This window comes from Rhodoferax sp. (genome assembly GCF_039922535.1).
Taxonomy (GTDB): domain Bacteria; phylum Pseudomonadota; class Gammaproteobacteria; order Burkholderiales; family Burkholderiaceae_C; genus Rhodoferax_B.
Genome location: NZ_JBDTEM010000190.1, coordinates 23,328 through 36,993, shown reverse-complemented (window position 1 = coordinate 36,993; position 13,666 = coordinate 23,328). Strand labels below are relative to the sequence as shown.

Sequence of the window (13,666 nt, the reverse complement as noted above, 5' to 3'; positions counted from 1 at the left end):
GGCCGAGCCCGGTGCCGCCGTATTTGCGGGTCACCGAGCCGTCGGCCTGGGCAAACGCCTGGAACAGCTTGGCCGACTGCGCGGCAGTCATGCCGATGCCGGTGTCGCGCACCTCAAACCGCAGTTGCACCCGCCCGGGGGCGCTAGCGTCGCCTGCCTCGGTTTGCACGGTGGTCACGGCCACCGTGACCAGGCCCTTGTCGGTGAACTTGGCGGCGTTGCTGAGCAGGTTGGTGAAAATTTGGCCCAGGCGCAGCGGATCGCCCACCAGAGTGACGGCGACTTCAGAGGCCACCTCGAACACCAGGGCCAGGCCTTTGTCGGCCATGCGCTCGGCCAGCAGCGTGGCGCTGTGGTTGAGCACCTCGTCGAGACGGAACGGCACCTGCTCCACCTCCAGCTTGTCGGCTTCGAGTTTGGAGAAGTCCAGGATGTCGTTGATGATGCCCAGCAGCGACACGCCGGCCCGGTGGATCTTGCTGACGTAGTCGCGCTGAGTGGGATGCAGATCGGTCTTTAGCGCCAGGTGCGACAGGCCGATGACGGCATTCATCGGGGTGCGGATCTCGTGGCTCATGTTGGCCAGAAACATGGACTTGGCCTGGGTGGCTTCTTCGGCCACTTCCTTGGCCTGGCGTAGCTGGGCCTGGGCCTGGGTGAGCGGGGTGATGTCCACCAGCACACCCACTAGCCCGGCCACCTGGCCATCGGCATGGTGGAAGGGGCTGACCGAGTACAGGGTGGTATGCACCTGCCCGTCGGCAAACAAAAAGGCCTCTTCCCGGCGCGCCCCGGTGTTGGTGGCGATGATGTACAGCTGCTCGTTCTGGATCACCTGCCGCCGCGCCAACGGGATGAACTCCAGCTCCATCACCGTCGTGCCCAGCAAGGCGTGGGCATGCAGGCCAAAAGCCTGCTCGTAGGCCTGGTTGCAGCCCAGAAAGCGGGTGGCGGCATCTTTGTAGAACACGGGGGTGGGAATGCTGTCCAGCATGGCCTGCAACCTGGCGGCGTGCTCGGCCGCCACCCGCAGCCCGGTGTGGCGGTGGCGCATCATCTGGCTGGAAACGCGGCTGAGCAACAAGATCAGCCCCAGCCCCAGTGCGGCCACCAGCGACCCCAACGAGTAGTGCCAGCGCACCATAGGCTCCAGCGCATCCAGCGGGTCCAGGGCCAGGATTTGGTAGCCGGGCTCGGCCAGCGGCACACGGTTGACCAGGTAGGGGTTGCCATCGACCACCCAGTGGCTGGGGTGCAGCAGGTGGGCGGGTCGCTGCACCGGGATGGTGGCCATCTGCGCCGTGGCGGGCGGCACCGCTGCCAACGGGCCCACATGGCGCAGCATGAAGTCACTGCGCGAGGCGCTGACCACGGTGCCAACGCGGTCTACCACCAGCGCAATCTGGTGGCCAGCCAGCAGGGGAGCCAGCGCGCTGGCATCGTGCTTGACCACCACCACGCCCTGGGGCACGTCGTCGCGGTCGGCCCGCAGCGCATAAAAAAAGCCCGGCTGGTTGGCATCACTGCCCGGGCCCGGGCCGAGGGTAAACAGCTGGCCCACGCCGTGCTCCATGGCATCGTTGAAGTCGCTGCGCGCCAGGTAGGTCTGGCCGAGCATGCTGCCGGGCTTTCGCCTATCGCTGGTGGCCACCACCAAGCCCGCCACGTTGACCACAAACACCTGGCTGTAATCCTGCCGCAGGCGGGTCACCTCCAGGGTATCGCCCAGGAAGCGCACAAACGGGTCGGCCTGCAACTTGGCCTGTCGCTCGGCCTCGGACATGTCCAGCAGCCGCGCGGCCTGCGGGTTGGATTCGGTCAGCAGGTCTTGCACCGCGGTCTGCTGGGCCAGCAAGGCCGCCACCGTGGCCACCTCGGAGAACTTGCGGTCGATGATGCGGGCGGTGCTGGTCGCGTCGATCTGAGCGATAGAGACGCTGTCCATGATGTGCGCGTCCACGATCCGGCCCGACAACCACAGCGTTACGGCGTAGACCAGCACCAGCCACAGGCAGGCGCAGATGCCGGTCCAGCCATTGAGCTGGCGCAGCTGGGCCTCAAAGACCTGCGTCACAGAAGGCGTGTCCGCCGCGCGGGGTCGGAGGTTCGCCGAAGTCGGTGGGTCGATGGGCATGCAGTGGACGGGAGTGGCGGGGCCTGAAATCAGCGCACGGGGCTCCACCATACTGCGGATGTAACCTTATGTACACCCAATCGCCACTTGGGCTTGCCATCTAAACACTACAAAATAGATAGCTTCCCGCGCAGGTACTACCTGCGCGGGCAGCCTATTTCATGCCCATCACGGGGATCAGCTGGCGTTCAGTGTCTCGCCCAGCGCATTCACCATACTGTCGATTTCGGCAGCGGTGACCACAAACGGCGGGGCCATCTGGATGGTGTCGGCACCGTAGCGCACGTAGAAGCCCTTCTTCCACATCGCCATCGCCACCTCATACGGGCGGCGGGCGGGCTCGCCGGGGTAGGCGGCCAAGGTGATGCCGCTGGCCAGGCCGTAGTTGCGGATGTCAGTAACGTGCTTGGCACCTTGCAGGCTGTGCACGGCATTTTCAAAATGCGGGGCAATGGCGCGCACGCGCTGGGGCATGTCTTCCTTCACCAGAATGTCCAGCGTGGCCAGGGCCACAGCGCAGGCGACCGGGTGGGCCGAGTAGGTGTAGCCGTGGGCGAATTCCAGCATGTAGTCGGGCGCACCGGCGTGCATGAAGGTGTCGTAAATCTCTTTGCCGACCAGCACCGCGCCCATGGGCTGGGAGCCGTTGGTGATCTGCTTGGCCACGTTCATGATGTCGGGGGTGACGCCAAAAGCCTCGGCACCGCTCATCGCGCCCATGCGGCCAAAGCCGGTGATCACTTCGTCAAAAATCAGCAGGATATTGTGCGCAGTGCAGATTTCGCGCAGGCGCTGCAGGTAGCCCACCGGCGGCACCACCACACCGGCCGAGCCAGACATGGGTTCGACGATGACGGCGGCGATGTTGCTGGCATCGTGCAATGCAATCAGGTCCAGCAGCTCGTCGGCCAGTTCCACGCCGGTTTTGGGCATGCCGCGCGTGAAGGCGTTGCTTTTCAGCTGGGTGTGCGGCAGGTGGTCGGCCTGCAAGGCTTCGCCAAACATCTTGCGGTTGGCACCGATGCCGCCCACCGAGATGCCGCCAAAGCCCACGCCGTGGTAGCCCTTTTCGCGGCCAATGAAACGGGTTTTGCTGGCCTGGCCCTTGGTGCGCCAGTAGGCGCGCGCCATCTTCAGCGAGGTGTCGGCGGCTTCGGAACCCGAGCCGGTGAAGAATACGTGGTCCAGTCCGTCTGGAGTCAATTCAACCAGTTTGTTGGCCAGCTCGAACGACAGCGGGTGGCCGAACTGGAACGCCGGTGCGTAGTCCAGCGTGGCCATCTGGCGGCTGGCAGCCGCTGTGAGCTCAGTACGGCCATGGCCCAGGCCGGAACACCACAGGCCCGACAAGCCGTCCAGAATCTGGCGGCCATCAATATCGGTGTAGTAGCAGCCCTTGGCACTGGTAATGATGCGCGGGTCGGCCTTGAAGTTGCGGTTGCCGGTGTAGGGCATCCAGTGCGCGTTGAGCCATGCGGCATCGGTACGGGGACGGGGGCTGAGTTGCTGTGTATCGGTCATGTCCATGGCGCGCTCCGGATGTAAAAAGAATAGGCGGATTCTGGCCTCCCCTGTTACTCTCATAAAGAGTTAAATACCAATCTTCAGTTAGCAACTTATGCAAGTAACCAAGAACCGGGCCGTGTTGGGTCAGCTCACCGACATGGACATCCGCCTGCTGCGGGTCTTCAAAAGCGTGGTCGAGTGCGGGGGCATGGCGGCGGCCGAGCTGGAGCTGAACATCGGCACCTCCACCGTGAGCCGCCACGTGAAAGACCTGGAAACCCGGCTCGGCCTGACCCTGTGCCGCCGGGGCCGTAGCGGCTTTGCGCTGACCCCCGAAGGCCAGCAGATCTACACCGAAACCTTGCGCCTGCTGGCCGGAGCCGATGCTTTCCGCGCCAGCGTGGACGCGCTGCACCACCGCATGGGCGGCGAGCTGCACCTGGCGATGTTCGACAAAACCGCCAGCAACCCGCAGGCCCGCATCAGCGCGGCGATTGCCCGGTTTGCGGCGCTGGCCCCCGAGGTCAGCCTGTGCCTGCATGTGGCCACCATCCACGCCATCGAGCGCGGGGTGATGGACGGCAGCTTCCACCTGGGCATCATTCCCAGCCACCGCCAATCCGACAGCCTGGCCTACGACGCGCTGTTTGGCGAAACCATGCTGTTGTACTGCGGCGCGCAGCATGCTTTGTTTGCGCAAGACATGCAGGCCATGGGCTGGGACGACCTGCGCCGCTACCCGTTTGCCGGGCTGGGCCAGCACTCGCCGAATATGGAAATCAGCCAGCGCGAGCGTCTGCCGCGCAAGGCTACGGGGTTTGACCAGGAGTCCATCGCCACGCTGATCCTGTCGGGCCTGTACCTGGGTTTTCTGCCCGACCACTATGCCGAAGGTTTTGTGCAAAAAGGCCAGATGCGGGCCGTGCAGCCCACGCTGTTCCGCTACGCATGCCAATTTCTGGCCATCGCGCGCCGTACCCCCGAGCCGTCACGCGCCACCAAGGCGCTGCAGGCGTGTTTGCGGCTGGCGCACGGAAACTAGGCTGTGGATATTCCCACCAAAAATTTAAGAAAAAAGTGCCTCTAGCGCAGACTGCACCTGCGCAGGCAGCTACGGATATAAGAGCATTCAAGCGGCCGCATCCCGGGCCATACGCTCACTCTTCCAGTACACGTCATCCCCGCCGTCCATGCGGTTCAGCACCCGGGCCAGCACAAACAGCAGGTCGCTCAGCCGGTTCAGGTAGTGCCGGGGCGTGTCCTTCAAGGCGTCTTGCTGCTCCAGCGCCACCACGGTGCGCTCGGCGCGGCGGGCCACGGTGCGGCACACATGGGCTTGCGAGGCGGCGCGGGTGCCGGCGGGCAGGATGAATTCGGCCAGCCGGGGCAGCGTGGCATTGTGCTCGGCCAGGGCCTGGTCCAGCGCCAGCACGGCCTCGGGCTTGAGCAGCTCAAAGCCGGGGATGGACAGCTCGCCGCCCAGGTTGAACAGCTGGTGTTGCACCTCCACCAGCAGGCTGCGCACGCCCTCGGGCATGGCCTCGCACAGCAGCAGGCCGATGTGGCTGTTGAGCTCGTCCACATCGCCCATGGCGTGCACCCGCAGGCTGTTTTTAGAGACGCGGGTGTTGTCGCCCAGGCCGGTGCTGCCGTTGTCGCCGGTGCGGGTGGCGATTTGCGTGAGGCGGTTGGCCATAAGTGCTTTCTTTTGAATCGGGCTACGATTGTCGGATACATCCATTGGAGACACCATGAACGCGCCGCTGCCCACCCAGGCCCTCCGTGCCATGCCCCCCGCCCTGACCGAGGCGCTGCAAGCCCGGTTCGGCGCACAGTTTTCCACCGCCCTGGCCGTGCGCGAGCACCATGGACGCGATGAATCTTCTTTTTCGGTGCCGCCCCCGGCTGCCGTGGTGTTTGCCGAAAGCACGGCCGACGTGGCGGATGCGGTCCGGCTGGCCAGCCAGTACGCCGTGCCCGTCATTCCCTTCGGCGTAGGCTCGTCGCTGGAAGGCCATTTGCTGGCGGTGCAAGGCGGCATCAGCCTGGATGTCAGCCGCATGAACGCCATCGTCCGCATCGATGCCGACGACCTGACGGTCACCGTGCAGCCCGGCGTGACCCGCAAACAGCTCAACGAGGCCATCAAACACACGGGCCTGTTTTTCCCCATCGACCCCGGCGCAGACGCGTCCATCGGCGGCATGTGCGCCACCCGCGCCAGCGGCACCAACGCCGTGCGCTACGGCACCATGCGCGAAAACGTGCTGGCGCTAGAGGTGGTGACGGCCAGCGGCGAGACCATCCGCACCGGCACCCGGGCCAAAAAGTCCAGCGCCGGCTACGACCTGACGCGGCTGATGGTGGGCAGCGAGGGCACGCTGGGCGTGATCACCGAAATCACCCTCAAGATCTACCCGCTGCCCGAGGCAATAACGGCGGCCATTTGCTCCTTCCCCAGCATCGAAGCCGCCGTGCGCACCACCATCCAGGTGATCCAGCTCGGCGTGCCCATCGCCCGGGTGGAGCTGATCGACGCGCACACCGTGCGCATGGTCAACGCCTACGCCAAGCTGGGCCTGCGCGAGGAACCCATGCTGCTGATGGAGTTCCACGGCTCGCCCACCGGGGTCAAAGAGCAGGCCGAGCTGGTGCAAGAGATCGCCTCCGACTTTGGTGGCCAGGCTTTTGAGTGGGCCAGCACGCCCGAGGAGCGCACCCGCCTGTGGACGGCGCGGCACAACGCCTACTTCGCCGCCGTGCAGTCGCGGCCCGGCTGCAAAGCCATTTCCACCGACACCTGCGTGCCCATCTCACGCCTGGCCGACTGCCTGCTGGATTCGGTGGCCGAGGCCGATGCCAGCGGCATCCCCTACTTTTTGGTCGGCCACGTGGGCGACGGCAACTTCCACTTCGGCTATTTGATCGACCCGAACAGCCCCGACGAACGCGCCCGCGCCGAAGCCCTGAACGATGCCCTGGTAGCCCGCGCCCTGCGCCTGGACGGCACCTGCAGCGGCGAGCACGGCATTGGCCTGCACAAGATGGATTTTTTGGTGGCCGAAGCCGGGGATGGCGCGGTGGCCATGATGCGGGCGATCAAGCAGGCGCTGGACCCGCTGAATATCCTGAACCCGGGGAAGATTTTTAGGCTTTAGTGCATACTGAATCAGCGTATACAGCTATCAAATTAGGAATGCTCATCCACCGCAAGAGGGGGGGCAACCATCTGATTTCTGTTCCCTAATATGGATGACATTTGGGCTATCTCTGCGCCATCGAGGCATGTAAACTTATTGGTCCGTTTACATTGAGGATGCCCTGGGGAAATCCATGAAAAGTTTGCTGCTTCCCATTCTGCTGGCCTCACTCAGCGTTTGCGCCCAAACCGCCGAAAAGACCATTCGCATCTGTGACGAAACCGGCTGCTCCGACCGGCCCCGCAATTCGTCCACCTTCGATGCCACCCACGACGACAACCCGGAAGAAACCCGCCGTATCGCCGCACTGACCCAGCTGGCCAACAAAGACCCCAAGGCGGCCTTCGACCTGGGGCTGCGCTACTTCCGTGGCGACGGCATCAAGCGCGACAGCTACCAGGCACTGCGCTGGATGCGCGAGGCGGGCGACCACGGCAACCAGCAAGCCCAACTGGCGCTGGGCCGCTTCTACCTGATGGGCCTGGAAGAAATGGGCTCCGACCCCCAAGAGGCCGAAAAATGGCTGCTGCTCGCCTCCGGCAGCGGCAACAAGGAAGCCACCAAGCTGCTGGCCGAAGCCCAGGCGGCCAAAAAGACCGAACAAGAGAACTACCGTTGGCGCGAAACCTACCGCAAGTCGTGGTACGGCTACTGGGCCACCGGCTACGTCTACTACTGGGCCTGGGGCCCTTCCGGCTGGTACTACCGGTAATCCATTTTTTCCTGAACCGCAACCTTCGTATTGAAAGACCGAGCCATGCACACACCACAACACTCCTTCCGTTGGGCCGCCCTGGCCTGCAGCCTTGCCCTCGCTGGTTGCGGCGGCGGCCAGATCACCGCTGGCAATGCCCCCACCGCCGTGCAGGGCGGCGCGGCTGGCGGCACCAGCGCAGGGGCCAATTCCAGCCTGGAGCGCTGCCCTGCGCCCATGGGTACGCTAGCCGTGGACGATGGCCGTGGCAAGGATTGGTATGCCAGCTTTGGCGCAGCCACCCAGGTCACCAGCATCGAACCCCTGTTGCGCCTGGCAGTGCAGCAGTCCAACTGCTTCGTGATCACCTCCATCGGCAACAACCGCTTGGAAAGCAAGCTCTCTGGCATTACCGACAAGCAGCGCAATTCGGGTGAATTCCGCGCCGGTTCGGCGCAGCAAAAGGGCCAGCGTGTGGCAGCCGACTACTTCCTGGATCCGGCCATCGTCATTGACAACGAATCCACCGGCAAGATTGCGGGTGCCTTGGGTGGCCTGCTCGGCCATGGCATGGGTGCCGTTGCGGGTTCGCTGGAAAGCAAGTCCTCGGTCGTCACGCTGTCGCTGTTCGACATCCGCTCGTCGGTGCAAATTGCGATTTCCGAAGGCAACTCCAGCGCCACCAACTACGGTGCCGCGCTGGGTGCGTTTGGCGGCGGCGCGGCTGGTGGCCTGAGTGGCTTCTCGCGCACCCCTGCGGGCAAGGCCACCGTTGCGGCTTTTGTAGATGCCTACAACAGCATGGTGATTTCGCTGCGCAACTACAAAGCGCAAGAAGTCAAAGGCGGGCTGGGCAAGGGCGGTGTACTGAAGGTCGGCCAGTAACACTGCGGCTCACCTTGCTGAAAAGCCTCCTGCGGGAGGCTTTTTGCATGCCCGTCAGACTTCAAGCCGCCGCCCGTTGGTGGGCACACGCCGGGCCACAGCCCCGGTGTAGCTACGCGATGCGCCCCGGCTCAAATTGCAGCAGTGAAAACTGCGCCTCGTAGCCCGCCGCTTTGGGGCTGCAGGCATACAGGCCACAGGCTACCGAGGCTGCCGCCGCACGCTCGTGCAAATGCGCCATGCGGATTTGGGACCATTTCACGCCATCCAGGGAAGACTCGACGATGAAGTCGCAGTCTTCCGCCCGGATACGGAACCAGACGGTCCGCACATCCTGGGCAATATCCTGCGTGGACCAGTCCGAGTACTGCGCGTTGGTGACCACCGCACCCAGCCGGTTCGGGCCATGTGGCTCAAATTCCACCGAGGTTTTCAACCAGCATGCAGGCGATAAACGCACCATCAACCCGGCTTGGTCGTATTGGTGCAGGGCCAGCGAGGTGAGCCGGGTGGTCAACACAAAGTCGCCTGTGGCCTGCAAATGCAGGAAATGCCCGTTATCCACCTCAAACCCATAGTGGGTGCGCTGCCAGAAATCGGTGTGTGCATCCGGCTGGATGCGCAAGCATTGGCGGGCGGTGTCGATCTGCCACTGTGATGGTTCGGCATGCCATTGGAGCCGACTGCTCAACGTAGGCGCAGTGAAGTCAAGGGAAAAAGCTGAATCGCCCATGGTTTAGTCCTGTAGGTTGCGGGTTTTTAACCAGGCCCGCAGATCGGTATCCAACTGGCGCAGCAGGCCTGGCAACTCGGCGGGCGACACCACCGCAGCCGCCAGCAAACGGTGGATGCCGTGGTCGGGCGCATCGGGCAGCGCCGCCAGATGCAGCAGCAGGCGTTTTTCGCCCGGATGCGGCTTTTGGTACGCAGCAAAAAGAATATCAAAGTAGCTGGCCAATAGCCCCGCCAGGCGGTGCTGCACGCTGAGCCTGTCGTCACGCTGCAATGCAAATTCGATCTGGTGCAGATACGAACAACTGGCGTGGGCCAACAGCGGCAGATTTTTGGCGATGATGGCCTGCTGCAAGCGGGCCGGATAAGGCACCTTGAACCGCGCTTGCAGTGCCGCAGCACGGCCGTGGCGGTCAAAAAGAATACGGCTGTTTAACAGGTTGGCCCAGAAGCAGGTGGTGTAGCCCACGCTGGCCTGCGCGCCTTCGACCACCGGGGTCAGCACACCTTCAAGCCAGTTGAAACTGCGGTAAATGAACTCTACCGGGGTGCCGTCTGCCAGCAGGCCATCGTCCTCGGTTTCCCAGAAGCGGTTGTCCCACTCCATGCTGCGGCAGTAGGCATGGAGTACGCTGCGCCGCGCATCGGCATGGATGGGCTGGTCGGAATACACATACAAGTCGTAGTCCGACAGTGCGTCCACCATCCCGGAGCCGTGCGAACCGCTCAAAACAATGGCTTCCACGTCGGGTAGCTGGGACAGGTCGGCAATGGCCGCCTAGAGCACCAAGGGCAGGTTTTTCAAAATGTGTCTCCTACATACCGCGTCAAATTTTTATTTTTGTACGACCCTGTACAGCCACACCGCCCGCCCGTCCGGAGCCTGCAGCCGACCGGCGGCGACCACGCCCTCCACCTCGAATTCCAGACTCACCAACCACGTGCCGGTTGCCATCTGCGCCTGGGCCTTGCCGAAAGCACGGGCCATGCTCTCGGGCCGCTGGAACAGGTAGACCAGCGCATACGGTGCCCAGTCGGCACGCCAGATGTCGCCCTGGCGCACCCGCGCCCAGGGGCAGCGCAGGGCACAGACGGCGCGCAGCGGCCAGCTCCACTCCAGGCCGTGCAGGCGGGCATGGGGATAGGCCAGGCGCAGGGATTGCAGGCCGTGGCCGAGTCCGCAGCCCGCATCCAGCACCAGCGCGCCCTCGGGCAAGGGAATCACCACCGCCAGGTCCTGCAAGGCGCGGGCGGGGGTGGGAAACAGCGGGGCATCGCGCCAAGCGTTCAGGGGGTAGACCAGCAGCAACAAGGCCAGTGGCAGCAGCCAGGCCCAGGCCGGTAACGCCACCGCGCCGGACAGCGCCAGCGACAACGGGAAACCCGCCGCAATCAGTCCGCGCCGCCACCAGGTGGGCCCCAGCAGGCTGCAAGCAGCCCCTGCTGCGGTCGCCAGCAGCAGCGCGACGGCGCCCGGCAGACCGAGCTGCTGCAGCGTGGTGAACAGCGCCCAGGCACCGCCCCAGGCGAGCAACGCGGGCAAGGGCCAGCGCAACACCCGTTCAGTGCGCTGCGCTGCGCGTGAGTTTTTCGACCAGGCCGTTGAGCTCGTCCAGCGAGCCAAACTGCACCACAATCTCGCCCATTTCCTCAAATTTTCCGTGGCGTTTGACGCGCTTTTTGATGCGGATGTCGACCTCGGCCATCAGCAGGTCGGACAGCTCTTCTTCCACCCGCTTCAGGTCGCGCGACTTCTCTTTGGCGGCCTTGGGCGAGGGGGTGAGCGAGAACTCGGCGCTGAGCTTTTTGACCAAGCTTTCGGCCTCGCGCACCGACATTTTCTTGGCGGCGATCTGGCTACCGGCGCTGATCTGCGTGGCCCGGTCCAGCGTCAGCAGGGCGCGGGCATGGCCCATGTCCAGGTCGCCCGCCATCAGCATGGTCTGCACCGGGTCGGCCAGGTTCAGCAGGCGCAACAGGTTGCTGGCAGCGCTGCGCGAACGGCCCACGGCCTGCGCGGCCTGCTCATGCGTCATGGCGAATTCTTTCACCAGGCGCTGCAGGCCCTGGGCTTCTTCCAGCGGGTTCAGGTCTTCGCGCTGGATGTTTTCGATCAGGGCCATGGCGGCGGCGGATTCGTCCGGCACATCGCGCACCAGCACCGGTACGCGGTCCAGCCCGGCCAGTTTGGCGGCGCGGAAACGCCGCTCCCCGGCGATGATCTCGTACTTGCCAGCGTTGTCGCCGCTGGCCAATTGGCGCACCAGAATCGGCTGCATGATGCCCTGCGCCTTGATGCTCTCGGCCAGCTCGTACAGCGCGCCTTCGTCCATGCGGGTGCGCGGCTGGTACTGGCCGGGCACCAGATCGCTCAGCAGCAAGACGGTGGGCAAGCCAGTTTCCAGCGGCGCGGGATCGACGACCTTGGGACCGAGCAGGGCATCCAGGCCCATGCCCAGGCCTTTGCGTTTAGGGGTTGCCATGTGTTTTGCCTTCTAAGTTGAGATGCGCCCTGCCCTGGGGCCAAGCGCCCAGGCCGGATTCGGCGTTGATGTGGCCACGCGGGCCGATGTGCTGGAATGCCGCACCCCAGTGGTGGGCGAACTTTTCGGCGGCGTCCAGGCTGCAATACGGGTCATCGGTCGATGCCACCAGCGTGGCAGCAAACGGCAGCTTGCCCAGCACCGGCACGGCCCAGCGGTGCAGCTGCGGTGGAAAATCGGCCTGCGCCACGTCAGGCGGTGCCACCAACAACGCGCCCTGCACTTTGCCGGTGTTGTGCGACACCGCCGCCCACGCCGCCACCAGGTGGCAGCCCAGGCTGTGCGCGGCCAGCCACACCGGACCGTCCTGCTCTTGTACGACCTCCTGCACCACCTCTTCCAGCCGGGTAATCCAGTCGCCCCGCAGCGGGTGCAGCCAGTCGTGCTGCTCCACCCGCAGGTCGCCAAACTGGGTTTCCCACAGGGTTTGCCAGTGGCCAGGGCCGGAGTTTTGCCAGCCGGGAAGGAGCAGCACGCGGAAAGGTGTGCGAGGGTGTGTCATTTGCTATTGTTTATATAGCTTCTAGCGCAGGTGTTATCTGCGCTAGCAGCCTATTTTTTATAAATTTAGGCCTGGATGCGCTGGACCATTTCTTCGGCAAAGGCCACGTAGGCCAGGCTGCCACGGGCAGACGGGTCGAACACCACGCCGGGCAGACCGTAGCTGGGTGCTTCGGCCAGACGCACGTTGCGCGGGATGACGGTGTTGAACACCTTGTCGGCAAAGTGCGCCTTGAGCTGGTCGCTCACCTGCTGCTGCAGGGTGATGCGGGGGTCGAACATCACGCGCAGCAGGCCGATGATTTGCAGGTCTTTGTTCAGGTTGGCGTGCACCTGCTTGATGGTGTTGACCAGGTCGGTCAGGCCTTCCAGCGCAAAGTACTCGCACTGCATGGGCACGATCACGCCGTTGGCGGCGCACAGGCCGTTCAGCGTCAGCATGGACAGGCTGGGCGGGCAATCGATCAGCACAAAGTCGTATTCGGCAGCCACCTTGGCGATAGCGGCCTGCAGGCGCTTTTCGCGCCGCTCCATGGTCACCAGCTCGACCTCGGCTCCACTGAGTTCGCGGCTAGAGCCGAGCACGTCGTAGCCGCATTTTTCGGCCTGCACGCGGGCCTCGGCAATGCTGCTGGATTCGAGCAGCACGTCGTACACCGTGAGCTCCAAGGTGCGCTTGTCCACGCCCGAGCCCATGGTGGCGTTGCCCTGCGGGTCCAGGTCGATCATCAGCACGCGCTGCCCAACCTTGGCCAAGCCCGCCGCCAGGTTGACGGTGGTGGTGGTCTTACCGACCCCGCCCTTTTGGTTGGCTACACAGAACACTTTTGCCATGGGAGCTTTCAACAATACTTACTTAGACAGGGCTAGCTTCACGCCAAAGCCAATCAGAAACACACCCGCCAGCTTGTTCAGCGCGTGGGACACAACCGGGTTCGCACGCATGCGCTCGGCCAGAAAATGGGTCAACAAGGTGGCGACCAGGCCGTAGACAAAGGTCAGCGCGGCAATCGTCAGCGCCATCACCGCAAAGGTCAGCAGGCCCTGGTGGTGTGCGGGATCCACAAACAGCGGGAAGAATGCCATGTAGAACACGATGGCCTTGGGGTTCAACAGCGTGATGACCAAGGCCTGGCGCAGAAAGTGGGACGGCCGGATGTTCAAAATAGGCGCATCGCCCGCCTTGGCCAGCAGCATCTTGCAACCCAGGAACGCCAGGTAAGCGGCACCCAGCCACTGCACCGCCGCAAACGCCACCGGGTAGCTGGCCAACAAGGCCGCCACACCAGCCACTGCCGTCCACATCAGCACCTGGTCACCGAGGATCACACCCAGGGTGGCGGCCAGGCCGCCACGGATGCCGCCCTTGCTGGTGGAGGTGATCAGCGCCAAATTACCCGGGCCGGGAATCATCAAAAAAACGATGATGGCAGCGACGAACGCGCCGTAATTTGCAATGCCGAACATGGGG

The 13,666-nt window shown here is 64.1% G+C and carries 14 protein-coding genes; 4 read left to right on the top strand and 10 right to left on the bottom strand.

Annotated features, from left to right (window positions below):
* On the bottom strand, positions 1-2,185 hold a 2,185-nt coding region (locus ABI213_RS09105; protein WP_348026806.1), incomplete at its 3' end, for a histidine kinase dimerization/phospho-acceptor domain-containing protein.
* Positions 2,186-2,311: 126 nt separating this feature from the next.
* A complete protein-coding gene (locus tag ABI213_RS09100; RefSeq protein WP_348007684.1) occupies positions 2,312-3,655 on the bottom strand; it encodes an aspartate aminotransferase family protein in 1,344 nt (447 codons plus the stop codon).
* 97 nt (positions 3,656-3,752) lie between these two features.
* Here ABI213_RS09100 and ABI213_RS09095 point away from each other — a divergent pair, with 97 nt between their 5' ends.
* Complete coding sequence (locus ABI213_RS09095) at positions 3,753-4,682, top strand: LysR family transcriptional regulator (protein WP_348026804.1); 930 nt, start codon at positions 3,753-3,755, stop codon at positions 4,680-4,682.
* 87 nt (positions 4,683-4,769) lie between these two features.
* On the opposite strand, the gene ABI213_RS09090 is transcribed toward ABI213_RS09095, so the two are convergent.
* Positions 4,770-5,336, bottom strand: coding sequence for a cob(I)yrinic acid a,c-diamide adenosyltransferase (locus ABI213_RS09090; protein WP_348006721.1), 567 nt, complete (start codon positions 5,334-5,336; stop codon positions 4,770-4,772).
* Positions 5,337-5,391: 55 nt separating this feature from the next.
* Between ABI213_RS09090 and ABI213_RS09085 the strand changes: the two genes are divergently transcribed.
* The 3 genes from ABI213_RS09085 (at position 5,392) to ABI213_RS09075 (ending at position 8,419) form a co-directional block, all read left to right on the top strand.
* On the top strand, positions 5,392-6,798 hold the full coding sequence (locus tag ABI213_RS09085) for an FAD-linked oxidase C-terminal domain-containing protein (RefSeq protein WP_348006722.1): 1,407 nt from the start codon (positions 5,392-5,394) through the stop codon (positions 6,796-6,798).
* Between the two features lie 175 nt (positions 6,799-6,973).
* The gene (locus ABI213_RS09080) at positions 6,974-7,552 is read left to right on the top strand and encodes a sel1 repeat family protein (protein ID WP_348006723.1); all 579 of its coding nucleotides are present in this window, start codon (positions 6,974-6,976) and stop codon (positions 7,550-7,552) included.
* A gap of 45 nt (positions 7,553-7,597) precedes the next feature.
* Positions 7,598-8,419: a hypothetical protein gene (locus ABI213_RS09075; protein ID WP_348006724.1), complete on the top strand. Its 822-nt coding sequence runs from the start codon at positions 7,598-7,600 to the stop codon at positions 8,417-8,419.
* A 112-nt stretch (positions 8,420-8,531) separates the two neighbouring features.
* On the opposite strand, the gene ABI213_RS09070 is transcribed toward ABI213_RS09075, so the two are convergent.
* From ABI213_RS09070 to ABI213_RS09040, 7 genes are all read right to left on the bottom strand, one after another.
* Positions 8,532-9,152 (bottom strand): DUF1349 domain-containing protein, encoded by a 621-nt coding sequence (locus ABI213_RS09070; protein ID WP_348006725.1) that lies wholly within the window; start codon positions 9,150-9,152, stop codon positions 8,532-8,534.
* A gap of 3 nt (positions 9,153-9,155) precedes the next feature.
* Positions 9,156-9,896 carry a hypothetical protein gene (locus tag ABI213_RS09065; RefSeq protein WP_348006726.1) on the bottom strand — a complete coding sequence of 247 codons (741 nt, stop codon included), beginning with the start codon at positions 9,894-9,896 and terminating at the stop codon, positions 9,156-9,158.
* Positions 9,897-9,986: 90 nt separating this feature from the next.
* Positions 9,987-10,694 (bottom strand): class I SAM-dependent methyltransferase, encoded by a 708-nt coding sequence (locus ABI213_RS09060; RefSeq protein ID WP_348006727.1) that lies wholly within the window; start codon positions 10,692-10,694, stop codon positions 9,987-9,989.
* 19 nt (positions 10,695-10,713) lie between these two features.
* The gene (locus tag ABI213_RS09055; RefSeq protein ID WP_348006728.1) at positions 10,714-11,634 is read right to left on the bottom strand and encodes a ParB/RepB/Spo0J family partition protein; all 921 of its coding nucleotides are present in this window, start codon (positions 11,632-11,634) and stop codon (positions 10,714-10,716) included.
* On the bottom strand, positions 11,621-12,196 hold the full coding sequence (locus ABI213_RS09050; RefSeq protein ID WP_348006729.1) for an alpha/beta fold hydrolase: 576 nt from the start codon (positions 12,194-12,196) through the stop codon (positions 11,621-11,623). Before ABI213_RS09050 ends, ABI213_RS09055 begins: the two co-directional genes overlap by 14 nt.
* 65 nt (positions 12,197-12,261) lie before the next feature.
* Complete coding sequence (locus tag ABI213_RS09045; RefSeq protein WP_348006730.1) at positions 12,262-13,029, bottom strand: AAA family ATPase; 768 nt, start codon at positions 13,027-13,029, stop codon at positions 12,262-12,264.
* A gap of 18 nt (positions 13,030-13,047) precedes the next feature.
* Positions 13,048-13,662, bottom strand: a complete 615-nt coding sequence (locus ABI213_RS09040) for a LysE family transporter (protein ID WP_348006731.1) — start codon at positions 13,660-13,662, stop codon at positions 13,048-13,050.
* Positions 13,663-13,666: the final 4 nt, after the last annotated feature.